Raw genomic sequence first — 25,081 nt, forward strand, 5'->3', positions numbered from 1 at the left:
CTAAAAACGATGCAAACACGTAGAAAATTTATAAAAAACACAGGAATTTTTTCGGCAGGAGTTCTTGCTTTGCAAACAGATGCATTTGCTTTAAATACGGATTCAGTTTTTAATTTACAGCAAAAAGACTTCGTGAGTCAACGCCCGCCTTTGGCACAAAGGAAATTCACAAGTAAAGCCATTGAAGATGCTATTGTTCGTATCAAAAAGCAAATTGCAAACCCGGAATTAGCATGGCTATTCGAAAACTGTTTTCCAAATACTTTAGATACCACTGTAGACTTTGAGGTTATTGATGGCAAACCAGATACTTATGTCATTACGGGAGATATAGATGCCATGTGGCTTCGTGACAGTACTGCACAGATTTGGCCTTATATACCTTTTGTAAAAGAAGATAAAAAACTGGGAGAGCTTGTAAAAGGAGTGATTAATCGCCAAACGAAATGTATCCTACTAGATCCTTATGCAAATGCTTTTTATAAAGATTTTAATCAGGTGAGCGAATGGAAGAATGATTTGACTAAAATGAAACCGGGTATTCATGAACGCAAATGGGAAATTGATAGTTTGTGTTACCCAATCAGGTTAGCACACGGCTATTGGAAAGAAACCGGAGATATCAGTATGTTCGACAATGATTGGAAAGCCGCAATGAATCTAGTCTTGCAAACATTCAAGGAGCAACAAAGATGGACAAATAAAGGGCCATACACTTTTCAGCGCAATACAGCTTGGGCTACAGACGGAGTGCCATTGTCCGGATATGGTTACCCTGTAAAACCTTGCGGATTAATTGTTTCAACTTTCCGCCCGAGCGATGATAGCACACTTTTTGGTTATCTGATTCCGAGTAATATGTTTGCTATAGAGGTATTGGGGTATTTAATTGAGATGTTCTCAACCCCAGTCTTAAAAGATGATGCTATAGTTGCTAAAGCAAAAGAACTTCAAGAACAAGTACAAAAAGGATTGAAAGAAAACGGAATCATCACGCATCCAAAATTTGGAGAAATAATTGCATTTGAAGTAAACGGTTACGGAAGTTTTCATTTTATGGATGACGCCAATGTTCCTTCGCTATTGTCATTACCATATTTAGGAGCGGTAAAACCAGATAGTCCATTGTATTTGAATACAAGAAAAGTAGTGCTTTCAGAAAACAATCCGTTTTTTTATAAAGGAAAAGCAGCCGAAGGAATTGGTGGACCACACACTGGAGCCGACACGATTTGGCCAATGAGTATCATTCTTAGAGCGATTACGAGTGTAGATGAAAATGAGATTAAATACTGCATAGGGATATTAAAGAAAACCCACGCAGATACTGGATTTATGCATGAATCTTTTCATAAAGACGATGCCAGGCAGTTTACCCGCAAATGGTTTGCTTGGGCAAATACTTTGTTTGGGGAAATGATTGTTCAAACCAGTATAAAACATCCTCAAATATTAAAAGATAAAAATATTTAAATTCTCTTTTTAATTTAAAATCTAACCCAATGACCAGAAGTATAAAATTTATCTTGTTGGCGCTTTTAACGGTTTGCTATGCAAATGCACAAAAAGCTAAAAATCTGGATATCATAGCCTATTACACAGGAGATGATAAATTGATAAATGAATTTGAGGTAAATAAATTGACCCATATCATTTATAGTTTTTGTCATTTGAAGGAAGGAAAATTAAATGTTGATACTTCAAAAGATTCTCTAGCGATTAAATATCTAGTCTCATTAAAATCAAAAAATCCACAATTAAAAGTAATGCTATCATTAGGAGGCTGGAGCGGATGTGCTCCGTGTTCAGAAGCGTTTTCCACTCCAAAAGGGCGGGAAGTTTTTGCCCAATCGGTAAAAGAAGTGAATGATTATTTCAAATGTGATGGATTAGATTTAGATTGGGAATATCCAACAATAGAAGGATATCCAGGGCATTTATTCCAAGCTGCAGATAAAGGAAATTTTACGGAACTGATAAAAATACTTCGCAAAACATTAGGCAATAAAAATGAATTAAGCTTTGCTGCAGGCGGGTTCCAGAAATATTTAGACGAATCGGTCGAGTGGAAAAAAATAATGCCATTGGTAAATCGGGTCAATATTATGAGTTACGATTTAGTAAACGGTTATTCAAAAGTTACAGGTCATCACACCCCATTGTATAGTACCAAAAAAGATGAAGAATCTACAGATAAAGCGGTGTCCTATTTGCTGAGCATGGGGATACCAGCAAATAAGTTAGTTATCGGCGCCGCTTTTTATACCCGTAATTGGAAAGAAGTTTCTAATACAAACAAAGGATTGTACCAATCGGGAGAACCAACAGCCAGTGTAGATTTCAAGAATTTTTCCAGCACTTTTCTGCCATCAAACGGTTGGGAATATTTTTGGGACAAGAAAGCAATGGCTCCCTATTGGTATAACGAAAAGGAAAAAATATTTGCCACCGGCGATGATATCACTTCAGTAAAAGCCAAAACGTCTTATGCCATAAAAAACAAACTGGGAGGTATTATGTTTTGGGAGCTTGTTTTAGATAGTCCTCAAAATGGTATGGTAGATGCAATATATCAGCTAAAAACAGCAAAATAGTTTATCACAAAGAATAGAGATGAAAGATTGTAAATTATGAATTTACAGAAGTCTTATTGCATCAAAAATATTGATTAATACAATAAATAAGTAAATATAATAGGTTACTAATTAAGGATTAAATATGAATTATTTATAGTATTACTATAAGTGAAAATATTGCCTTAATTGACAATGAATAAGCAAAATGAAAAAAGTATATGCTATTGGAATGGATGTAGGAGGAAGTCATATTACTTCTGCAATTGTAGATGTTACAAACATGGAAGTTTTAGAATCTTCAATACATAAAGAATGTTTTGATTCGAATTTATCTGTGAACGAGGTTATGGATTTTTGGGAAAAATCAATTCGTCTTTCCTTGATTAAATCAGAAGTTGAAGAAGTAAAAGGAATAACGGTTTGTTTCCCTGGACCATTTGATTATGAAAATGGTATTTCTATGATTAAAGGGCAGGATAAATATGAGAATTTTTATGGTTTAAATATTAGCGATTTGCTTAGGGAAAGACTTAGTTTTTCGAATGATTTTAATATTTTTTTCGAAAATGATGCCGTTTGTTTTGGTAAAGGTGAAGTGTATAAAGATAAAATGAATCTTTCCAAAAAGGTAATGGCAATCACATTAGGAACAGGATTAGGTTCTTGTTTTATAGATAAAGGAGCATCTATCAGTTCGGGTATTCTTGTGCCAACAGATGGTGAAATCTGGAATCTTCCTTTTAAAAACGGTATTGCAGAAGATTATGTGTCTTTGCGAGGGCTTCTATCGAAATATTTTGCCTTGAGCGGAATTCAACTAGAAAACGGATTAGAGCTATACGACCGTGCAATAGCTGAAGATAAAGACGCACTACAAGTATTTGAAGAAATGGGGGAGGATTTGGCTGAAATTGTCATTCCTTGTTTGAAAAAGTTTTCTGCGGAGCATTTTATAATTGGCGGGAAAATTGCTAATTCTAGTGCTTTATTCTTACCCACTTTCAATAAAAAAATCAAGGAAGCAGGGTGTGAAATCGGTATTCAGGTTTCCAGTGACAATGAAGATGCGGCATTGCTAGGAGCGGCGAGTATGCTTTCTTTTTAAGATTGAAAGACACTAAGTTGCTAAGATTTGAGTAGACAATCTTTAAATATTTTGTGGAGCTTGATTTTATGTTTTAAAGTTTAGAAAAAGCCTTAAACTTTTTAACTTAAAAATCTTAGAGCCTTAGCAACTTAGTTGCTTAGCCACTTAAACAAACAACCATATAAGAAACAGTAAGGGTATATAATATAATTTTGCTGCAATAAAACTAAAAAATGTGCTTATATGTCTTATATGGTTTAAATTTATACAATTGATTTTTAGAATATTGCCTTAATAATAAGAGAATATGACAAACAGAAGAAATTTTATAAAGACAGCCACCATTGCATCAGTAGCAGTGGCTTTAAATTCATTCAAAGCTGAAGCTGAAGAGAATGAATTACCGGCTATCAAAAAAAGTGTTAGAAAACCGATTGTTCTATCAACTTGGCGTTTTGGAATTCAAGCGAATGAAGCTGCCTGGAATGTGCTAAAAAACAATGGGCGTGCTTTAGACGCCGTTGAGGCGGGAGTCAAAATCCCAGAAGGCGATCCGGAAGAAAGAAGTGTAGGCTATGGCGGACGACCAGATCGAGATGGGCGAGTAACACTGGATGCTTGTATCATGGACGAATTATCTAATATTGGTTCAGTAGGCTGTTTAGAATTTATAAAGCATCCTATTTCTGTTGCTCGAGCCGTAATGGAAAAAACACCACATGTAATGTTGGTAGGTGAAGGGGCATTGAGTTTTGCCTTAACACAAGGATTCAAAAAAGAAAATTTGTTGACCAAAGAATCTGAAAAAGAATGGAAAGAATGGCTTAAAACAAGCCAGTATAAACCAATAGCAAATATAGAAAACCACGATACGATTGGGATGATAGCTTTGGATACAAACGGAAATCTATCAGGAGCTTGTACCACAAGCGGTATGGCTTTCAAAATGCACGGTCGTTTAGGAGATTCTCCTATAATTGGTGCAGGTTTGTATGTAGATAATGAGGTTGGTGCTGCAACAGCCACGGGACACGGAGAGGAAGTTATTAGGATTTCCGGATCAAATTTGGTTGTAGAGCTGATGCGACAAGGTCATTCTCCCCAAAAAGCTTGTGAAGAAGCTGTAGCTCGAATTGTAAAACTGATGAATAACCGAAAAAAGAACCTGAAAGATATACAAGTTGGTTTTATAGCTCTAAATAAAGAAGGCGAATACGGTTCCTATTGTGTTCAGGGCGGTTTTAATTATGCTGTTTGTGATGCAACTGGAAATCGATTAATCGATGCAGAATATTTTTTGAAAAGCTAGATCAAAGGAATAGCGATATGTGTAAATTATGAATAATAAGAATCTTGAAATTGCCTGTTTCAATGCTGAATCAGCAGTAATTGCACAGCAAAATGGAGCAGACCGAGTGGAACTTTGTGCCAATATGCTGGAAGGTGGTACCACACCAGATTTTGAACTCGCTCGTAAAGTCCGTGCTGAATTAAGTATAAAAATGAATGTGATGATTCGCCCCAGAGGAGGCAATTTCGTTTATACTGATGCTGAATTTGAACAGATGAAATCTGAAATTGAGCAATTTAAAACTATCAATGTAGATGGATTCGTTTTCGGAATCTTAAATAATGATAATAGTTTTGATTTAGAAAGAAATAAAGAATTAGTGAATCTTGCCAGTCCAATTCCCTGTACTTTTCATCGTGCCTTCGATGTTGTTTCTGATGTATACCAATCATTGGAGTTGTTAATCGATTGCAGATTTCAAACGGTATTGACTTCAGGACAAGGTGAAAATGTGGTCGAAGGAATTGAAGTTTTACAAACTTTGGTAGAAAAAGCCAATGGAAGAATTGTGGTTATGCCCGGTGGTGGATTGCGCTCTACAAATATCAGGATGTTAGATCAAAAAGTAAATGCATCTTATTACCATTCTTCAGCGATTACTGATTCTACTGAAATAACAAATGGAGATGAAGTTAAAAACATCAAAAGTTATTTGTAATAAAGAGCATTGCCTAAATGAGTTTAAAATATTGATATGATTTTAATTTAATACAATGCTGTTAGAATCTTAAAATCAAAAAAAAATGATTTACTTCTCTTTGAAAAAGGCAATAGATTAACTGAAAATGCAAAATATTACTAGTTTATAATTTTTTGTTTACTTCTTAAAACTTACATTTGCCTAAAATTATAAAACAATGGCAGGAAATAGCTACGGAACACTATATAGAGTAACCACTTTTGGAGAATCACATGGAGAAGCATTAGGCGGAATCATTGATGGTTGTCCGTCTGGAATTCAACTGGATTTGGATGCCATTCAATTCGAAATGTCTAGAAGAAAGCCTGGTCAATCTGCAATAGTAACCCAAAGAAAAGAACCAGATGATGTTCAATTTTTATCGGGAATTTTTGAAGGAAAAACGACAGGAACACCAATTGGTTTTATTATTCCAAATACCAATCAAAAATCAGACGATTACTCCCATATAAAAGATAATTATAGACCAAGTCATGCCGATTATGTGTATGAAAAAAAATACGGTGTACGTGATTACCGAGGCGGAGGAAGAAGTTCAGCACGTGAAACTGCAAGTAGAGTTGTGGCAGGTGCAATAGCAAAACAAATGTTGCCTGAAATTAAAATAAATGCATACGTTTCTTCGGTTGGACCAATATTTTTAGAAAAACCATACCAAGAACTTGACTTCTCCAAAACAGAAAATAATCCAGTTCGTTGCCCAGATGAAGAATCAGCTGTGCTTATGGAAGATTATATTCGCGAAATTCGTAAAGAAGGAGATACAGTAGGAGGAACCGTTACTTGCGTGATTCAAAATGTGCCTATTGGTTTGGGAGAACCGGTATTTGATAAATTGCATGCCGAATTAGGAAAAGCAATGTTATCGATCAACGCAGTAAAAGGATTTGAATTCGGAAGCGGATTTTGTGGTTCTAAAATGAAAGGGAGTGAACACAATGATTTATACAATCCTGACGGAACTACAAAAACAAACCTTTCTGGAGGAATTCAAGGAGGAATCAGCAACGGAATGGATATCTATTTCCGTGTTGCTTTCAAGCCGGTTGCAACAATCATGCAAAAACAAGAATCATTAGACAATAAAGGGAATATTACTGAAATGACAGGAAAAGGACGTCATGATCCATGTGTAGTTCCTCGTGCGGTGCCTATTGTTGAGGCAATGGCTGCTATTGTTTTGGCTGATTTTTATCTTATAAACAAAACGTATTTATAGTTAAAAAACACTTTAGAAAAAAAGCATACTCAATATTTTGACGAGCTAAATATTGAGACTTAATCTTGAAATTAATTTAATGAATACAACCACGACCACAAAACCATCTTTTTTTAAAGGCCTTACAGGTCAGATTTTAATTGCGATGCTCTTAGGAGCGGTATTAGGAGTAATTATTCACAATACTGTTTCAGCTGAGGGGGCTTTAGAATTTAGCACTAAAATAAAAATGCTGGCCACTATTTTCATTCGATTAGTTCAAATGATTATTTCCCCATTAGTATTTACAACTTTGGTAGTTGGAATTGCAAAATTAGGAGACATAAAAGCAGTTGGTAGAATTGGAGGGAAAGCGTTAGGATGGTTTTTTACCGCTTCTTTCATTTCATTACTGATCGGAATGTTGTATGTAAATTTATTGCAACCAGGAGTTGGATTAAATTTATCAAATGTAGATTTAGCAACAGCTTCAGATGTTACAACAAAAACACAAAGTTTATCTTTCGAAAATTTCATAGAACACATTGTACCAAAGAGTATTTTTGAAGCGATGGCAACCAATGAGATTTTACAAATTGTGATATTCTCTATATTCTTCGGTCTAGCAGCAGCCTCATTAGGAGATCAAGCAAAACCAGTAACTGACTTTTTGGATAGAACTTCACACATTGTTTTAAAAATGGTGAATTTCGTAATGAAGTTTGCCCCAATAGGTGTATTTGGAGCCATTTCGGGTGTGTTTGCTGTAAGAGATTTTCAAGAATTGGCAATTACATATTTTAAATTCTTTGGTTCCTTCCTAGTAGGGATTAGCACACTTTGGGTAGTGTTAATTTTAGTAGGATACCTATTTTTAGGACAAAGAATGAAAAAATTATTGCAGCATATCGTAAGCCCATTGATAATTGCTTTTGGAACAACCAGTTCTGAGGCAGTTTTTCCTAAGCTTACAGAAGAGTTAGAAAACTTTGGAGTAAAAGATAAAATTGTTTCTTTTATGTTGCCATTAGGATATTCTTTCAACCTTGACGGAAGTATGATGTATATGACTTTTGCAGGGATTTTTATTGCCCAGGCATATGGAATACATTTAGATTATCCTACCCAATTTACTATGCTTTTTGTTTTGATGCTAACGAGTAAAGGAATCGCAGGTGTGCCAAGAGCAAGTTTGGTTGTTGTTGCGGCTACTTGTGGGATGTTTAAAATACCAATTGAAGGAATAGCATTGATTTTGCCAATTGACCATTTTTGTGATATGTTTAGAAGCGCAACAAATGTTTTAGGAAATGCATTGGCTACATCTGTAGTTGGAAAATGGGAAGATGAAAAAGAGAATTCAATTGCTAAATAAAACAACAAATTTTAATGCAATAAATTAAAATTTAGGATAGGATTCTTTATCAGGATTTTAAAAATAATAAAGACAGTTACTCAATTTTTTGGGTAGCTGTTTTTTTATTTTAGATAAAATATTTCTTCCTAATTTAGGAAGTGATTTTTTTTGTAATATACTTAAGGAAAAGCTTTTAAAGTTTATTTTTAAGTGTATATTTGAAAAAACATTTGCTATTTATGGCTTTCACAAGAATAGTTATACTGGTTACTTTATTATTAAATTTCTTAGGAAGCACCCTGTTAGGACAAACCCAATCGTCAACTAAGAAAGACATTGATAAGTTAATTTATAAAGCATCAAAATTACGTGAATCCGGTAATTTTGAAAAGTCTTTATTGATTACAAGAATTGCATTGCGTAAAGCTATATTTATAAAAAATAACGAACTTATTGCTAAGAATTATAATGTTGTCGCTTCAAATTATAATGAATTAATGGAATTTGATAAAGCCATATTTTATTATAACAAAGCCCTAATCTTTGCCAATTTGACTTCGAATGATTCCATAAAGGAAAGAATCAATAATAACTTGGGGAATATGTATTGCTTTGAAAAAAAGAAATACGAGAAAGGAATTGAATTTTATAAAAAAGCATTAGAATATAGCAAAGCAATCCCTGATTCATCTCAAATGGCATTGACTAATCTCAATATCACTTGGGCCTATTTTGATATTGGCCGCTTTAGAAATGGTAAGTATAATTTAGATTTTTTAAATAGATTCCATAATAAGCATGAGGATAGTTCTACCATTGTAATTCGTAAAATGCTTAACGGCATGTATTACAGCTATAGTAAGGAAAATGATAAGGCAGATAAGTATTTTCTTGAGGCAATTAAAATAGGGCAAGAGCAAAATAATAAATCAGATTTGTCATATGCCCATCTGGAATATTCTAAGTTTTTATTAAAGCAGAAGGCGTATAAAGAAGCTTATGAGAATTTATCTCTTTATAATAGGTTAACTGAGGAAATGTTTGCCGAAGTAAAATCTGTTAAAGCTAACATTGCAGGTGTTAATTTTGAATTGGATGAATACAAAAGAGCGATTGATAAAATAGAAAGTGAAAAATATTTGCAATATAAAAGCCTTAAAAAATCAAGGCTAATCGTATTGCTTTTTGTAATAGTTTTGTTTGTATTGTTGCTTTTTCTCAACTCTTTAATTAAAAATAACAAATACAGAAGAAAATCAAATTTAGATTTGATGCATGCCAATAAAGAGTTGATAATTGCCAATAAAAAAGCCGAAGAATTATCACATCTTAAAACACAATTTGTATCTACAATAAGCCATGAGCTTAGAACCCCTTTATATGGAGTAGTTGGTATTACTGATTTACTTCTGGAAGAACATCAAGAACTTGCAACAAGCCCACATTTGAATTCCTTAAAATTCTCGGCAAGGTATTTGTTGTCATTGGTGAATGATATTCTTCAAATTAACAAAATGGACGAAAATAAAATTGTGCTGGAGCGTTTAACCTTCAATATATTGGATGAATTGAATATGATAAAAAATTCACTTTCGTTCATCGCCCAAAAGAACAAAAATACCATCTACATAGATGTAGATCCTACCATTCCAGAAAGTTTGATAGGTGATAAATTAAGGTTTGCACAAATCTTTATGAATTTAGTGAGTAACGCATTGAAATTCACTAATAATGGAGAGGTTTGGATAGTTGTCAAACAAACAAAAATAAAAGGGAATATACATACACTGGAATTTAGTGTAGAAGATAACGGAATAGGTATTGCCCCAATAGATAAAGATAAAATTTTTGATAAGTTTGTTCAGGTCGGAAGAAAAGAAATAGATTATCAAGGTACAGGTCTTGGTTTATCAATCGTTAAAAGATTATTAGAACTATTTGGCAGTACTATATCAGTAGAGAGTGAGCTGGGTAAAGGAACTGTTTTTAGATTTGCTATTGATTTTGAATACGATAAAGTAAAAGCAACCGAGATTATCAATGATATAGATATTAATTTAACTTTTGGTCAGACATTCAATGTACTTATTGTTGAAGACAATCTAATAAATCAGGTTATTACAAAAAAGACCATTGAAAGGAATAATTATTCGTGTACCGTTGTAGAAGATGGTTATGCAGCTTTAGAAATTTTAAATACAGAGGTATTTGATGTTATTTTGATGGATATCAATATGCCTTTAATTAATGGTTTTGAAACTTCAAGACGGATTAGGCAAAACGGAATCGAAACGCCAATTATTGCTTTAACAGCCTTTGACAAAAATGAGATCACTGAGGAGGCAATTGCTGCAGGAATGAATGATATTATTGTAAAACCTTTTGAACCACTACAGTTATTTAAAATTATAAACTGCCTTATACAAAATGCAAAAAGCGTTGTCTAAACAACGCTTTTTAATTTTCTTGTAAATCCTTACTTGATTGATGATACTGCGTGATTTACTATTTTTATTTTACTGGAATAGCTTTCAATGATTTGTTTCTTTCTACACTTTTTTTAGTAATGCTAACATCAAGAATACCATCTTTATAAGTGGCTTCTATTTTGTTTTCATCTGCGTTTTCAGGTAGATTGAATGATCTGTAAAAAGATTGATAGTTAAATTCTTTTCGAACATAATTATCTTTTTTATTTGTTTCTTCTTTTTTCTCTTCTTTTTCAGCGGAAACAATAAGCATATTATTGTCTACTTCGATTTTAAAATCTTCTTTTTTTAAACCTGGAGCCGCTAATTCAATTTCGAATTTAGTTTCGGTCTCTTTCAAGTTCACTGATGGTAAATTTACTCCTATAGAAGGAATACTTCTATCTGCCCAATCAGAAATGTCTCTAGTGAAAAAATCTTCAAATAGAGGATTAACCAATTTGCTTACCACAGTTGGGAACATACCATCTCTTTTAATTAATGAGTCCATGATATGATTATTTTAGAGTTAATCGTTTTGCTATTACAAATTTACGATGCAAATCGCTGTTTTGTATTGTGTTATATAATAAAAAACACTTTTTAACTCAAGGTTAAAAAGTGTTTTTTTACATTTTAAATTCAACAGAAAATGGTTTAATACCAACGTTTTTTGTTTTGTTTAGAAGCGTTAGATTTTCTGGATTTATGTGCTCCACCACTTCTATTTGAGTTTTTTTGTGGGGTTTGAGTTTTTTCAGGACTTCCTGAATGCCAAGGATAAGGATGATCGCTTACGGTTTGAACATCCACTTTTATTAGTTTCTGAATATCTTTCCAGTAAACATGCTCGTCTTTACTGCAAAACGAAATTGCAATTCCGCCATTTCCTGCACGACCAGTTCTACCAATTCTATGAACATAAGTTTCAGGAATATTAGGCAAATCAAAATTGATGACAAAAGGCAATTGATCAATATCTATCCCTCGAGCAGCAATATCAGTTGCTACAAGTACACCAACCTCTTTGTTTTTAAAGGCGTCAAGTACGCGTTGTCTTGCATTTTGTGATTTATCACCATGTATAGCTTCGGCAGGAATATTGTTTTTTCTTAATGCTTTTACCACATTATCGGCACCATGCTTTGTTCTTGAAAATACAAGGACATTAGATAGATTGTCATTTTTAATCAAATGATATAATAAGTTTCTTTTTTCTCCCTTTTCAACAAAATAAATACGCTGCTCTACATTTTCTGCTGTTGATGATACAGGTGAAACCGTCACAGTTTCTGGATCTGTAAGGAACATTTCGGCCAATTCTCTAATAGCGATTGGCATAGTTGCAGAAAACAAAAGCGTTTGTCTGTTTCTTGGTGTAAGTTTTACAATTTTTTTTACATCATTTACAAATCCCATGTCAAGCATTTGGTCAGCTTCATCAAGAACTAATGTATGTAAGTGATTAAGGTCTATAAATCCTTGCTTGTGCAAGTCAAGAAGTCTTCCTGGTGTTGCAATTACTACATCGACGCCATTTTTAAGAGCGTCAACCTGTGGGTTTTGAGAAACTCCTCCAAAAAGAGTTAGTTGTGTTAAATTAGTATACTTTCCGTAAGTATCAAAGCTTTGTCCAATTTGAACAGCTAATTCTCTGGTTGGAGTAACCACGAGCGCACGAACTACTTTAGTTTTTTTTGAAGAACCTACTATTCGGTGTAATTGATGAATGATCGGAATGGCAAAAGCAGCAGTTTTTCCTGTTCCAGTTTGTGCACAACCCACCAAATCTTTTCCAGCCAATATAACTGGAATAGATTGTTCCTGAATGGGAGTTGCTTGTGTATAGCCTTCTTCAAATACGGCTCTTTGTATACTTTTTGAAAGTGATAAATCTTCGAATAACATATTGTTTGTATTAAATATCTTGTATTAAGTACAGAGATAAGGGCACAAAGATAGTGTTATTATTCTTAGTTACTAAGTTTCTTAGATTCTTAGACTTTAAGATTAAAAGATTAAAAGATTAAAAGATTAAAAGATTAAAAGATTAAAAGATTAAAAGATTAAAAGATTAAGGGTTTCAATTTTTCAATCATTCAATCATTCAATTTTTTAATTAACTTAGTACTATACTGTAATTGAATTTTGTGCTTTCATAAAATCAGTAACCAAGTATCCTATAAGTTTTCCAATTAAATGATTGTTTTTCTCTTCGCCTAAATCGGGTGCGCCTTCACAAATATGAAGGTAGGTTGCGTTTTTATTTTTACCAAAATAAGAAACAAACTGGCGGAGTTCTTCAATAGAAAAACCACTTAAAGTCATGGCACTACTGGCAATATTCGGAATAGCATCAAGATCGATTTCTATACCGTAACTGTCATTTTTTATAAACTCCAGAGCATTAACCATTTCTTGATTGAAGTTTTTTTCTTTTCTTATGTTTACGCTATCATAAGTATTGTATCGAACTCGATCTTCGATTTTTTTTATGATATCCAAAACACTTTTAGAAGTGTAATTTTCATGTAACCCGAAAATAAAATATTTTTTCAGAAAGCCTTCTTCATATGCATATGAAAATCCGTTTCCACTATGACGGCCTTCAAGAATTCTAAAGTCAGAATGGGCATCAAAATTTATTGCATTTATTGCTTTTCCTTTTGCTAGGGCAGATCCTTTAATATTTCCGTAGGCATTATTATGACCTCCACCTATTACTATAGGAATTTTTCCGGCTTGAACAATTTTGAATATTATATGGGAAACTTCTTTGTCGATTTTTACAACCAATTGACTTAATTTAGAACGATCATCAACATCGTTAAAGTCTAAATTTTCTACTTCTTTCATTTCCTGGCTCACGTCAAGCTGACCTAAAATGATAATTTGATTGCCTTTGGAGAAACGATTGTGCTGAATATTTGCGATACTTTTTATGGCACTTGCCCAAGCAGATGCTGCTCCAGGGCGTCCGAAATTGGCTCTAACTCCAATATCTTCAGGGATTCCAAACAAAACATATTTTGCTTCACTAGATTTTATGAAGGCAATAGGATCAGTATTTTTAGGAATTGTAAGCATTTTTTCGCCAAACTTAATTTCACCACTTCTGTGATTGGTAATTTTAGCGAGGTCGTTAATACTGAATGTGATAAGTTTTTCCATAAAAAAATATTTGCCAAAAATAATATAATTGTACATACTTACGTTATATATATTATTAAATTTGTATAAACAATTATATTTTAACATGGAAAATCAAAAGAGTAATTCGAGTCTAAAGGCTGTTATAGCGGTTTTAGCTATTTTATTAGTAGGAAGTTTAGTTTATATTTTTAAAATGTCTTCAGAAGTAGAAACAGTTCATTCAGAAATTACAAAAACAAGTTCTGAAAAAGAATCAGTAATGAAAGACTTACAGGACTTAAAAGCAACTTATGACGCTGCAATTGCAGAAAACACATCTATGTCTGAGGAGTTAATCCAAGAAAGAGATAAAGTTGTAAAGTTGATGGATGATCTTAAAAAGTCACAAGGGGATGTTTCAAAATTCAGAAGCCAAATGCAAACTCTTCAAGGTAACATGAAAGTTTTGATGGCTGAAAATGAAGGATTGAAAAAACAAAATACAACTTTGACTACTCAACGTGACAGTACTGTTGTTGTTTTAGGTCAAGCACAAAAATTCAATGAAGTATTAGTAGGTCAAAATGAAGACTTAGCTAAAACAGTTGAAAAAGGGTCTAAATTGTCAATTTTAAATTTACAAACTGCAGCTTATAAATTAAAAAGTTCAGGAAAAGAAATTGCTACAGATAAAGCGAGTAGAGCTAATGTTCTTAAAATAAGCTTTACTATTGCTGAAAACTCTATTGCAAAATCAGGAGATAAAGACTATTATGTACAAGTGATTGACAGTAAAAATAATGTTTTGGGTGATTCTAAAACTATTACTTTTGGAGATAAAGAATTGAAGTACAGCTTTATTTCTAGTGTGAAATACGAAAATAAAACGGTTCAAGTTTCACAAGATTTAGCAGGTAAAGATTTCGCAAAAGGATTGTATACCGTAAATGTATTTGATAAAGATCAAATGGTTTCTACAACAAGTTTTTCATTGAGATAAGAAAATGAAGTAATTAGACAATTTGTCAAAAAAAAGAGGAGCTAATTGGCTCCTCTTTTTTTGCGCATAATTTTAAAAGATTTTATTCTAATTATTATGCTGTAAAAATGTATTTAAAATAAAAAAGGAACTGTATGTTCCTTTTTTATTATTTTAAAATTGTACCATTAATGATAATTGTATCGATTAAATTACTACCAAATGCATACGGCAATTGATAATAAGAAGGAATTGGTTTTGTTATGATAAGATTGGCTTTTTTTCCAATTGTAATACTTCCGTGAGTGTTGGAAATCCCTATGGCATAAGCACCATTTATTGTAGCAGCATTTATGGCTTCTTCTGGAGTCATTTTCATTTTAATGCAAGCAGTAGCAACTACAAAATTCATATTTCCAGATGGAGTAGAGCCAGGGTTATAGTCTGTTGCAAGAGCCAAAGGCAAACCTTCGGCAATCATTTCTCTAGCTGGGGTGTATGGAATACTCAAAAAATACGAACATGATGGTAAAGCCACTGGCATAGTTTCGGTATTTTTTAAGGACTGTATGTCTTCCGGTTTCATTACTTCGAGATGGTCTACAGAAAGCGCATTGTATTTTATTCCAGCTTGAATTCCGCCAATAGAGTTGAATTGATTAACATGGATTTTTGGCTTTAAGCCAAATTCTATCCCTGCTTTCATAATTTGTTCTGTCTCTTCAACAGTAAAATAACCAGTTTCGCAAAATACATCAATAAAATCGGCTAATTTATTTTTAGCAATTTCAGGAAGCATTTCATTTATAATGCAATCGATATATCCTTTTTTATTGTCTTTATAAGCAATAGGGAAGGCGTGTGCACCAAGAAAAGTAGCTTTTATGGTTATTGGATAGTTTTGTGATAACTGCTGAATTACTTTAAGCATTTTGAGTTCACCTTCAACAGTGAGTCCATAACCTGATTTAATTTCAACAGCTCCGGTTCCTAATTGCATTACTTCTTCAAGACGTGCTTTCGATTGCTCGTAAATTTCTTCTTGAGAAGTTTCGTTGAGTTTTTTGGCTGAATTTAAAATTCCACCACCACGATTAGCAATTTCTTCATACGTCATTCCGTTTATACGATCTACGAATTCTTGTTCGCGATTGCCTGCGTAAACAATGTGAGTATGACTATCACACCAAGAAGGAAGGATGATTTTTCCAGTGGCGTCAATAGTATTATCTGCGGTAATTTTTGGCAAATTATCCATTGATCCAAAATCAGTAATTAGATCGTCTTGGAGTAATAAATAAGCATTCTTTAGTGTTGGGAGCACCGCCATATCGGCACCTGAAACTTTTAGAATCGAAGTTTCCCGAATTTGAAGCAGCTCCTTTATATTAACGATTAATGTTGTCATTTTATATTTATTCAGAAACTGTTATTTCAAACATTTTATCCCAATTTTTACCAGTAACAAAAATGGTTTTAGTTTTTGGGTTGTATGCAATTCCGTTTAAGACATCATCTGGAGTTACTTTTACTAATTTACGTAAACCGGACATGTCTAGAATTCCTTCTACAGCTCCGTTGTTTGGGTTTACTACTGCAATTGCATCTTTTGTCCAAACATTAGTATAAATTTTACCATTAATCCATTCTAACTCATTGATGGCTTTAATTTTGGAATCTCCAGAATATACATTGATATAGTCTATCATTTTTTGTGTTTTGGGATCCATTCTCCAAATTTTTTCTGTTTTATCCGTTTGGTAAATGTATTTTCCATCATTGGTCATTCCCCATCCTTCGATATCTTTATCGTAAGCGAATTTTTTTTCCAATTTCAGAGTTTTTGCATCATATATGAAGCCTGTTTTTTCTTGCCATGTCAATTGGTATAATTTATCGTTTACAAAGGTAATTCCCTCACCAAAATATTGAGGTTCCAAATCTATCTGTTTATATATTTTTCCGGTTTTATAATCGTATTTTCTAAAATAAGAATCTCCTTTTTGTCCTGTGCTTTCGAATAGGGTGTCATTGTGAAACTCTAATCCTTCAGTAAATGAAGCAGTATCGTGCGGATAGGTATTTACAATTTTATATTTTAATAATTTTGGTTGCACATTCGAAACCAATTCTATCCTAGCAGTTGCTGTAGAGTTTTCTCCGCCAAAATAAACCAGTGCTTTCAGGTATTGGTAACCTAGTTTTTGGTCTTTCAATTCAAAATTCAATTTCTCTAAACCTTTTTCTGAACCTACTTTTTTATCGTTTACATAGTAGATTATACTATCTACTGTTTTAGAATTTGGGTTCAAAACTCCCAAGGAAAGGGCGTCTTCTGATAGATATTGGGACTTATAATTAGAATTATCGAAGGTAAATATAGAATTTTCACCTTTTTTTGTGGCTTCGCAATTTACTAAAGTGATTCCTAATAAAATGGTTAGTAGGAAGTTATAATTTTTCATAGTTTTAATATTTTAAAAAGCCAATATACAACGATAATTTTAAGGTACAAAGGACTTGCACAAATATAAAAAGGTTGTATATTTGCACCGGCAAGTCCTACACGACCAGCTCCTGCAGACTCCCCCAGGATGGGAACATAGCAAGGGTACGTGGTTGAGCGGTGCGATGTAGGTCGCTTGCCATTTTTAAAGAATTATAAGAAAAGTAGTCTTCCTTCGGGAGGATTTTTTTATTTTTACCCAATGCTAATTAAGCAGAAGATAAAAGTAAGAAGATAGAAGTAAGGAGACAGAAGTAAGAAGATAGAAGTAAGAAGATAGAAGTAAGAAGATAGAAGTAAGAAGATAGAAGTAAGAAGATAGAAGTAAGAAGATAGAAGTAAGATGGCAGAAGACAGAATTCAAAACTCATAATTTATAATTCATAACTCATAATAATGAATAAAGTAGTACTAATTACGGGAGGATCTTCAGGAATAGGGAAGTCCATAGGAGAATTTTTGCATCATAAAGGATTTGTGGTGTATGGTACAAGTAGAAATCCGGAACGTATTCTTAATTCAGTATTTCCTTTAATAGCTTTAGATGTTAGGGATGCAGCATCTATTCAATCGGCTGTTGCCAAAGTTATAACAACATCAGGAAGACTAGATGTAGTAATCAATAATGCCGGTGTTGGTATCACTGGACCTTTGGAAGAAATTCCGATGTCTGAAATTAAAAATAACTTCGAAACCAATTTTTTTGGACCTATTGAAGTGATGAAAGCCGCATTACCACAAATGCGTGCACAACAATCGGGATTAATTATTAATGTAACCTCAATTGCGGGTTACATGGGTTTACCGTATAGAAGTATTTATTCAGCATCTAAAGGAGCTTTAGAATTAATTACCGAAGCATTGAGAATGGAAGTGAAGTCTTTTGGTATACAAATTACCAACATTGCTCCAGGTGATTTTGCAACAAACATTGCTGCTGGGCGTTTTCATGCGCCTGTCATAAAAGGGTCTGCTTATGAAGTGCCTTATGGAAACAACCTGAAAACGATGGATGAACATGTTGATAGCGGAAGTAATCCCAATGAAATGGCTGAAGCTGTTTATGCAGTTATCCAAAATTCAAGCCCAAAAATTCACTATAAAGTTGGTGCTTTTATGCAAAAGTTCTCTATTGTACTTAAGAGGGTTCTGCCAGATAAAGTATATGAAAAAATGCTTATGAACCATTATAAGCTTTAGTAATTCAAAAAGGGGGATTTGATAAGGAGCATATTATTTTGAAATTGCAATTGTTATTGATATTGATTTCGTAATTTTGCACCTAATTTTTTGAACACACAATTAAATATAAATATATTATGAAATTTTTTATTGACACTGCTAATTTAGCTCAAATTAAAGAAGCACAAGCATTAGGCGTTTTAGACGGAGTAACGACTAATCCATCTTTGATGGCTAAAGAAGGAATTACAGGAAAAAACAACATTTTGAAACATTATGTTGATATCTGTAATTTGGTTGATGGTGATGTAAGTGCTGAAGTAAACGCGCTAGATTACGATGGAATGATTAGAGAAGGTGAAGAATTAGCAGATTTACACGAGCAAATCGTTGTAAAATTACCAATGACTAAAGAAGGGGTAATGGCTGCCAAATATTTTTCAGATAAAGATATTAAAACTAATGTAACTTTAGTATTCTCTGCTGGTCAAGCTTTATTGGCTGCTAAAGCAGGTGCTACTTACGTTTCTCCATTCATTGGACGTTTAGATGATATTTCAACTGATGGATTGGCTTTGATTGAAGAAATTAGAGAAATCTACGATAACTATGGTTATGAAACTCAAATTCTTGCAGCTTCTGTTCGTCATACAATGCATATTGTAAACTGTGCAAAAATTGGTGCCGATGTTATGACTGGACCTTTATCTGCTATTTCTGGTTTATTGAAACACCCATTAACAGATATTGGATTGGCTCAGTTTGTTGCTGATTTCGAGAAAGGAAACAAATAGATTTTAGATTGCAGATTTCTAATTTTAGATTTTAGATTCAGAATTTAGAATTTAGATTTTCGATATAAATAAAACTCCCATTATGCATAGCAAAATGGGAGTTTTTGTTTGTATCAATTCTAGTAATTTCTGTTTTAGCTTATCTAAAATGTTAAGTATAAATCTAATAGATTTTAGATTTTCGATATAAATAAAATTTCCACTTAAATCAGAAATCTAAAATCTGCAATCTAAAATCTTAATGCCCTCCAGATATTTTTTGGTCAAAATTGATTCCATGTGCTTTTAGAATTGCACTTACTTTCCAAGCATAAAATGCTAAATAAGCAAAGCAAATGATACCCACGATATAGCTATTTTGTATTCCGATGATCTCTGCAATTTTACCTTGAAAAACACTAACAAAACCACCACCCATAATCATCATAATCAGGAAGCTACTTCCTTGGCTAGTGTGTTTTCCTAATCCGCTTACTGCCAAAGTAAAGATACAAGGCCATAAGGTACTACAAAATAAACCTACACTTGTAAAGGCATATACACTCACCATTCCTTGAGTAAACATTCCGATACCTAAAGCTACTATTCCTAATAAAGAAAATATAAGTAACATTCTGGCTGGATTTCCTTTACTGGCCATATCAGCAGCAATTAATACCAGAATTACTAATCCGTAGATATAAAAAGGAGTTAAATCATGTTTTGCTATTGCATTAACAGCTAAGAAAACACCAAATGCTAAATATGGAGCAATGAAACGTAGAATTTTTTGTAAACTCATATTTTCTGTAAAAGCTTCAATAGCCCCAGTCCAACGGCCAATCATTAAACTTGCCCAATATAACGATATGTATGGAGCTACATCTTTAGTCAAAAATCCTAATTTACTTTCCATATAGGCAGGCAAATTACTTGCTGTAGATACTTCGACACCAACATATAAAAATATAGCAATCATTCCCATTACTAATTGTGGGTATTGCAAGGCTGATGTTTTTACTGTTATTTTATCATGAGAATCATCTTCTTCAATTAGTTCTGGTCGTTCTGGTAATGATGAAAATTTTAATAAAATCGCCACTACTAAAAAAGCAAATCCTAGCACTAGGTATGGAATTTTAACGCTTTCTATATTTGCATCCGGATTAGCATTTGCACTTGATCCGAAAATAGCAAAACTTACAATTAGCGGACCAATTGTAGTTCCTAAATTATTGATACCTCCTGCTAATGTTAGACGTTGTGAACCGGTTTTGATTGGTCCTAAAGCAATTGCCAATGGGTTTGCCACGGTTTGTTGCAATGAAAATCCTAAACCAACTATAAAAAGACCTGCTAGCATTAATTGAAAAGATCCTGTATTGGCTGCCGGATAAAACAAAAGTGTACCTAATGCAGAAATAAGCAAACCTAGTGATAATCCATTTTTGTATCCAATTTTGTTCACTAAATCCTCTTTTATTAAAACAGAAACTCCCATATAAATAAGAGAACCAACTGTGTATGCAATATAGAATGCAAAAGCTACTAATTGACTTTCGCCTTGTGTTAAATCAAATGCTTTTTTGAAAACTGGTATTAGAATGTCATTACTTGCAGCTACAAATCCCCAAAAAAAGAATACTATAACTAGAGGAATAAATTGACCCCATTTGGTCTGTGAATTTTCTGAACTCATGATTTAAAATTTAATTTTTTTAGTTAATAATTTGTTGTTTTTTTGCTGCAAGGCTGTAAATATATTTGTTAGGAATTTCTAAAAAAAATTATCTGTTATAATTTTTTTGACTTTTATATGAACGACATTATTTCTTCAACCAAGGGAGTTTTTGTCAAAGAAAATTATAAAATTGGACTCAAAAAAAAAGCTTATTTCGGATGCTAGCGAAATAAGCTTTAGTTTTATTTTTGGGTTAAGTTTTTTCTTTTTTTAGAATTCACTTATTTTTTCAAGTTGCACAGCTGACTTTTCTGCAATAGTTTTTTTTAGGGTTTTACCAACTTTATGCCCAGATATTGCAAAATATAAAATGTACAAATAGCAAGGAAGTATAGAAACATAAAACGCAATATGAAAAGGAATACCTAATCCGCCATGTGATGGTAGGTCACTTAAAAAACCATATATTAACGGCCAAATTGCGCCACCTGCAATACCCATAATCATAATAGCCGAACCAGTTTTAGTAAATTTTCCTAAATGGCTAATTCCAAGTGGGAAGATTGCCGGCCACATCAAAGAGTTTGATAATCCCAGTAAGGCAATAAATACAACCGAAAGCTGAGAACTTGCGGTTAAAAAAGCCAATGTGCAAAATACAATTCCTAAAATGGCACAAATGCGTAATGCTTTTTGTTGTGATATATATTTTGGGATTGTGAAAATCCCCGTTATATAACCTATTAACATACTGAATAAAGTCAAAGAAGTTAGGTATTTGGCAGAATCGGGGGCAATTCCCAAGGCTTTTCCGTAAACTCCAATTATATCTCCAGCCATAACTTCAGCAGCTACATAAACAAAGATGCAAATTGCTCCAAGAAATAAATGAGGAAATTGAAAAATAGATTTATGCTTTATAACTTCTCCTTTGGTTTCATCTATTATATCTTCTTCAACTTCAATTTCTGGCAAGTAGGTGTATTTTACCAGTATGGCAAATGCGCAGAAAACTATGGCGAGAACGATATATGGAGTATTTACTCTAGACAAAACTTCTGCTAATATATTTTCTTTTTCAATTCCTGTAGCATCTGCAATCTTTTTCTCGATCTCGGCTGCATTTTTTAAGAAAATAGTACCCATAATCACTGGTACAATCATACCTGCAAATTTGTTGCAGATGCCCGCAATACTAATGCGTTTTGCTGCGCTTTCTATTGGCCCAATGATTGTTAAGTAAGGATTAGCAGCTGTTTGTAATAAAGCTAAGGCGGCACCTTGAATAAAAATACCGGCTAAGAATAGGGGAAATGAACGTGCTTGTGCCGCTGGAATGAAAATCAATGAACCCAGTCCTAAGATTAGTAAGCCAAAAATAATTCCATTTTTGAACCCTATTTTTTTTAAAATCCATGATGAAGGCAATGCCAAAAAGAAATAGGCGATATAAGAAGCGAAGGTTACAAAAAACGCTTGAGTGTTTGATAAACCAAATGATAACTTAAAAAAGGGTATCAGTGTTCCGTTAGCCCAAGTTACAAATCCGAAGATAAAAAATAAGGATGCAATGATAATGAGCGGGGTTCTTGCAGTATGGTTGGTTTGATTCATTTTGGTTTTTTTATTGGTTAATGGTTCGGGTTAGTAATATGCAATTGGTTATAGTGTTAGATGAAACTCAATATTAACTTATTGGATATGTGTTATTTGTCTTTTTGTTGTTTCTGTTTTATTTATGAAAAACAACTGTTATGTCTTTTCAATAATTGCTTTTTAAAAGTTATCTAATCACGAAACTATGGATTAAAATATTGTTAAGCAAGAAAAACCAATAAAAATGTGTTCGAACACACTTAATGTGTGAAAAATGATATTTTATTCTTATAAAAACTAAAATATTTTAATACTGTAAAAAGCTTAAAATTATAGTCGGTTTATAATAATCAGTTTTACTATTTAGAGGATAGAATGAAAAGATTGCTAGAATAGCATCTTAATAAAATTGGAAGTTTTGGCAAGAATGAACCTTTTTTGATTTTAACTGCATTTTCATTGAAAATTTCCTTGCTCAGATTTTAATATTCAGTCATAATCACGGTTCAAAATTAAATATTAAATTCTCAAAAGGGTTTTTCTGTAAAATTCAACTAAATTACTGTTGTAATTAATTGGTTTTTAATGATTTGCGTTTTATTTTTTAATAGTTTTGATGTTGCAATAAAAAAACAAGGAAATTTATAATTGAATTTTTTTATTCGAGTATTCTAATTTTTACATCCTTACTATAATTTCTTCCAATAGGAATAGTGTAGGAGTGTATATGAATTCGATTGCCTTCTATTGATTTTACTTTATCTAATGCAATCGTGTAAGATTTGTGAATTCTCATAAATCTATCAGCTGGCATTTCTTCTGTCAATGATGTCAAAGACTTGTGTGTAATATAAGTTTTATCAGTAGTTACCACTTTGATGTATTCTTTCATTCCTTCTATAAAAAGAATTTCATCAATATTTATTTTAACCATTTTTTTATCTACTTTGATAAAAATATGAGGTTCAATACGATGATTATCAATCTTAATATTATTTTTTAGATTAAAATCGGCTTCAATTTTATGAATAGATTTAATGAATCGTGGCAAAGGAATTGGTTTTACCAAATAGTCAAGAACCTCCAGATCATAACTTTCTGCAGCAAATTCCCTAAAAGCGGTAGTAATAATTATTCGAGCCTTTTTTTCGAGAAGACTAATTAACTCAAATCCAGTCATCATTGGCATATTGATGTCTAGAAAAACAACATCAGTACTATTGGTATTTATAAATTCGAGTCCTTCCAATGGATTGTTAAATGTACCTATTACTTCAAAATCTGAAAAATTTTCAAAATAATTGAGCAATACTTTTATAGCCAATGGTTCGTCGTCAATAAGCACACATTTAATCTTCATTGTATAATGGTATTTGTAAAGTAATGATGTAAAAATTAAATTTTACGCTTTGAATTAGATTAAAATTATTTTTAAAAATTAGTTTTAATCTTTTTTTGGTATTAGTTAAACCTATTCCTTTTTTACTCTTTTTTATTTGTGAAAATACAAAATTATTTAATATTTCAAATTCAAGCATACCGTTTCGTATCCTAATGTTTATTTTAATTTTGAGCCTTTCATTATTTACACCACCATGTTTAAACGCATTTTCTATTAGAGAAATGAATAATAAAGGAGGAACTTTGACCGTATCTATGTCAGACTCAAGATTTATTCTTACCTCAACATTTTCAAAGCGGAGTTTTTCAATTTCAATATAATTTTGAATATAGTCTATTTCCTTTATCAATGGTACAAACTTAGATCCTTCTATATCGTATAATACATATTCCATCAAATTGGATAGTTTTATAATTACATCAGGAACTTTGTCTGATGATTCTAGTGACAAGGCATATAAATTATTTAAGGTATTGAAAAAGAAATGAGGCTGAATCTGGTTTTTCAAATATTTTAATTTGATTTTATTCTGATTTTCCATTATAGCCCTGTTTCTTTCTCTTTCTTTTAGCCAGGTTAGCATAAGATAGATAGAAGTGGCAATTGCTAAAACGTATATTTCCCCAATACAAACTGCTACAATGTGGTTTATATCAAAAGGATGATAATCTCTATTGGCTTCCGGCCAAATATTTTTTGATATAATAAAATAGGTTAAACCTGTTTTTAAAACATAGACAACTAATAAGCTAAAAAACAGTGATGTAGTGTATTTTAAATATTTACTTTCAAGTATGTATTTTGGTCCAAGTACATATATATTAAAGTATACTAAAGGAATGTGCAAACTGAATTCGATCAAGTTTGATTTAAAGGAATACCCATAATCATTAAAATAGGCACCCCAACGCAAAAAGTTAAGTAAAAAATAGACTCCCCAAAACCATAAATGATATTGAATTTTAATATCAAGATTTAATTTTTTCATTTTTGGACTTTTAAGCGATACAATGGAATTAGAAATCTATAATCAATTAAGCACTCGAATTATTTTACTGCAACATTAAACAATTTGTGCTTATTAATGGAATTA

At 32.5% G+C, this 25,081-nt stretch carries 20 protein-coding genes and 1 other RNA gene; 12 read left to right on the forward strand and 9 right to left on the reverse strand.

All coding sequences use genetic code 11. The features are described 5' to 3' along the window. Positions 1-9: 9 nt before the first annotated feature. The 8 genes from OZP08_RS12880 to OZP08_RS12915 all read left to right on the forward strand — a co-directional run bounded on the left by OZP08_RS12880 (position 10) and on the right by OZP08_RS12915 (position 10,716). Positions 10-1,473, forward strand: a complete 1,464-nt coding sequence (locus tag OZP08_RS12880; protein ID WP_281322027.1) for a glycoside hydrolase family 125 protein — start codon at positions 10-12, stop codon at positions 1,471-1,473. Positions 1,474-1,502: 29 nt separating this feature from the next. After that, positions 1,503-2,594, forward strand: coding sequence for a glycoside hydrolase family 18 protein (locus OZP08_RS12885; RefSeq protein ID WP_268846501.1), 1,092 nt, complete (start codon positions 1,503-1,505; stop codon positions 2,592-2,594). 187 nt (positions 2,595-2,781) lie between these two features. Next, complete coding sequence (locus tag OZP08_RS12890; RefSeq protein ID WP_281322028.1) at positions 2,782-3,681, forward strand: ROK family protein; 900 nt, start codon at positions 2,782-2,784, stop codon at positions 3,679-3,681. Between the two features lie 289 nt (positions 3,682-3,970). After that, positions 3,971-4,972, forward strand: a complete 1,002-nt coding sequence (locus OZP08_RS12895) for an isoaspartyl peptidase/L-asparaginase family protein (RefSeq protein WP_281322029.1) — start codon at positions 3,971-3,973, stop codon at positions 4,970-4,972. Positions 4,973-5,000: 28 nt separating this feature from the next. Then, positions 5,001-5,672: a copper homeostasis protein CutC gene (locus OZP08_RS12900; RefSeq protein WP_268846504.1), complete on the forward strand. Its 672-nt coding sequence runs from the start codon at positions 5,001-5,003 to the stop codon at positions 5,670-5,672. Between the two features lie 199 nt (positions 5,673-5,871). Then, entirely contained in the window at positions 5,872-6,933 is a 1,062-nt protein-coding gene (aroC, locus tag OZP08_RS12905; RefSeq protein WP_268846505.1) for a chorismate synthase, read from the forward strand. Positions 6,934-7,012: 79 nt separating this feature from the next. Continuing rightward, the gene (locus OZP08_RS12910) at positions 7,013-8,287 is read left to right on the forward strand and encodes a dicarboxylate/amino acid:cation symporter (RefSeq protein WP_281322030.1); all 1,275 of its coding nucleotides are present in this window, start codon (positions 7,013-7,015) and stop codon (positions 8,285-8,287) included. Between the two features lie 221 nt (positions 8,288-8,508). Continuing rightward, on the forward strand, positions 8,509-10,716 hold the full coding sequence (locus tag OZP08_RS12915; protein WP_281322031.1) for a tetratricopeptide repeat-containing hybrid sensor histidine kinase/response regulator: 2,208 nt from the start codon (positions 8,509-8,511) through the stop codon (positions 10,714-10,716). Between the two features lie 64 nt (positions 10,717-10,780). Here OZP08_RS12915 and OZP08_RS12920 read toward each other — a convergent pair whose 3' ends face one another. From OZP08_RS12920 to OZP08_RS12930, 3 genes are all read right to left on the reverse strand, one after another. Then, a complete protein-coding gene (locus tag OZP08_RS12920) occupies positions 10,781-11,248 on the reverse strand; it encodes an Hsp20/alpha crystallin family protein (RefSeq protein ID WP_281322032.1) in 468 nt (155 codons plus the stop codon). A 146-nt stretch (positions 11,249-11,394) separates the two neighbouring features. Then, positions 11,395-12,645: a DEAD/DEAH box helicase gene (locus OZP08_RS12925; protein ID WP_281322033.1), complete on the reverse strand. Its 1,251-nt coding sequence runs from the start codon at positions 12,643-12,645 to the stop codon at positions 11,395-11,397. 222 nt (positions 12,646-12,867) lie between these two features. Further along, positions 12,868-13,908, reverse strand: a complete 1,041-nt coding sequence (locus OZP08_RS12930) for a formimidoylglutamase (RefSeq protein WP_281322034.1) — start codon at positions 13,906-13,908, stop codon at positions 12,868-12,870. Between the two features lie 85 nt (positions 13,909-13,993). Between OZP08_RS12930 and OZP08_RS12935 the strand changes: the two genes are divergently transcribed. Continuing rightward, positions 13,994-14,869: a DUF8428 domain-containing protein gene (locus OZP08_RS12935; RefSeq protein WP_268846508.1), complete on the forward strand. Its 876-nt coding sequence runs from the start codon at positions 13,994-13,996 to the stop codon at positions 14,867-14,869. Between the two features lie 148 nt (positions 14,870-15,017). On the opposite strand, the gene hutI is transcribed toward OZP08_RS12935, so the two are convergent. Together hutI and OZP08_RS12945 are read right to left on the reverse strand one after the other, a co-directional pair. Further along, positions 15,018-16,256, reverse strand: a complete 1,239-nt coding sequence (hutI, locus tag OZP08_RS12940) for an imidazolonepropionase (protein ID WP_281322035.1) — start codon at positions 16,254-16,256, stop codon at positions 15,018-15,020. A gap of 7 nt (positions 16,257-16,263) precedes the next feature. Beyond that, a complete protein-coding gene (locus OZP08_RS12945; protein ID WP_281322036.1) occupies positions 16,264-17,313 on the reverse strand; it encodes a glutaminyl-peptide cyclotransferase in 1,050 nt (349 codons plus the stop codon). 88 nt (positions 17,314-17,401) lie between these two features. Between OZP08_RS12945 and ffs the strand changes: the two genes are divergently transcribed. The 3 genes from ffs to fsa all read left to right on the forward strand — a co-directional run bounded on the left by ffs (position 17,402) and on the right by fsa (position 19,330). Further along, an RNA gene (ffs, locus tag OZP08_RS12950) (signal recognition particle sRNA small type) lies at positions 17,402-17,499 on the forward strand. Positions 17,500-17,750: 251 nt separating this feature from the next. Next, a complete protein-coding gene (locus OZP08_RS12955) occupies positions 17,751-18,554 on the forward strand; it encodes an SDR family oxidoreductase (RefSeq protein WP_268846509.1) in 804 nt (267 codons plus the stop codon). A gap of 119 nt (positions 18,555-18,673) precedes the next feature. Beyond that, entirely contained in the window at positions 18,674-19,330 is a 657-nt protein-coding gene (fsa, locus tag OZP08_RS12960) for a fructose-6-phosphate aldolase (protein ID WP_268846510.1), read from the forward strand. A 238-nt stretch (positions 19,331-19,568) separates the two neighbouring features. Here fsa and OZP08_RS12965 read toward each other — a convergent pair whose 3' ends face one another. The 4 genes from OZP08_RS12965 to OZP08_RS12980 form a co-directional block, all read right to left on the reverse strand. Next, positions 19,569-21,008, reverse strand: coding sequence for an MFS transporter (locus tag OZP08_RS12965; protein ID WP_268846511.1), 1,440 nt, complete (start codon positions 21,006-21,008; stop codon positions 19,569-19,571). Positions 21,009-21,260: 252 nt separating this feature from the next. Next, positions 21,261-22,604: a sugar MFS transporter gene (locus tag OZP08_RS12970; RefSeq protein ID WP_281322037.1), complete on the reverse strand. Its 1,344-nt coding sequence runs from the start codon at positions 22,602-22,604 to the stop codon at positions 21,261-21,263. Between the two features lie 640 nt (positions 22,605-23,244). Continuing rightward, the gene (locus tag OZP08_RS12975; RefSeq protein ID WP_268846512.1) at positions 23,245-23,946 is read right to left on the reverse strand and encodes a LytR/AlgR family response regulator transcription factor; all 702 of its coding nucleotides are present in this window, start codon (positions 23,944-23,946) and stop codon (positions 23,245-23,247) included. Next, positions 23,936-24,976, reverse strand: a complete 1,041-nt coding sequence (locus OZP08_RS12980) for a sensor histidine kinase (RefSeq protein ID WP_281322038.1) — start codon at positions 24,974-24,976, stop codon at positions 23,936-23,938. The genes OZP08_RS12975 and OZP08_RS12980 overlap by 11 nt, the downstream gene beginning before the upstream one ends. Positions 24,977-25,081: the final 105 nt, after the last annotated feature.

The organism is Flavobacterium aestivum, assembly GCF_026870175.2.
Lineage (GTDB): Bacteria > Bacteroidota > Bacteroidia > Flavobacteriales > Flavobacteriaceae > Flavobacterium > Flavobacterium aestivum.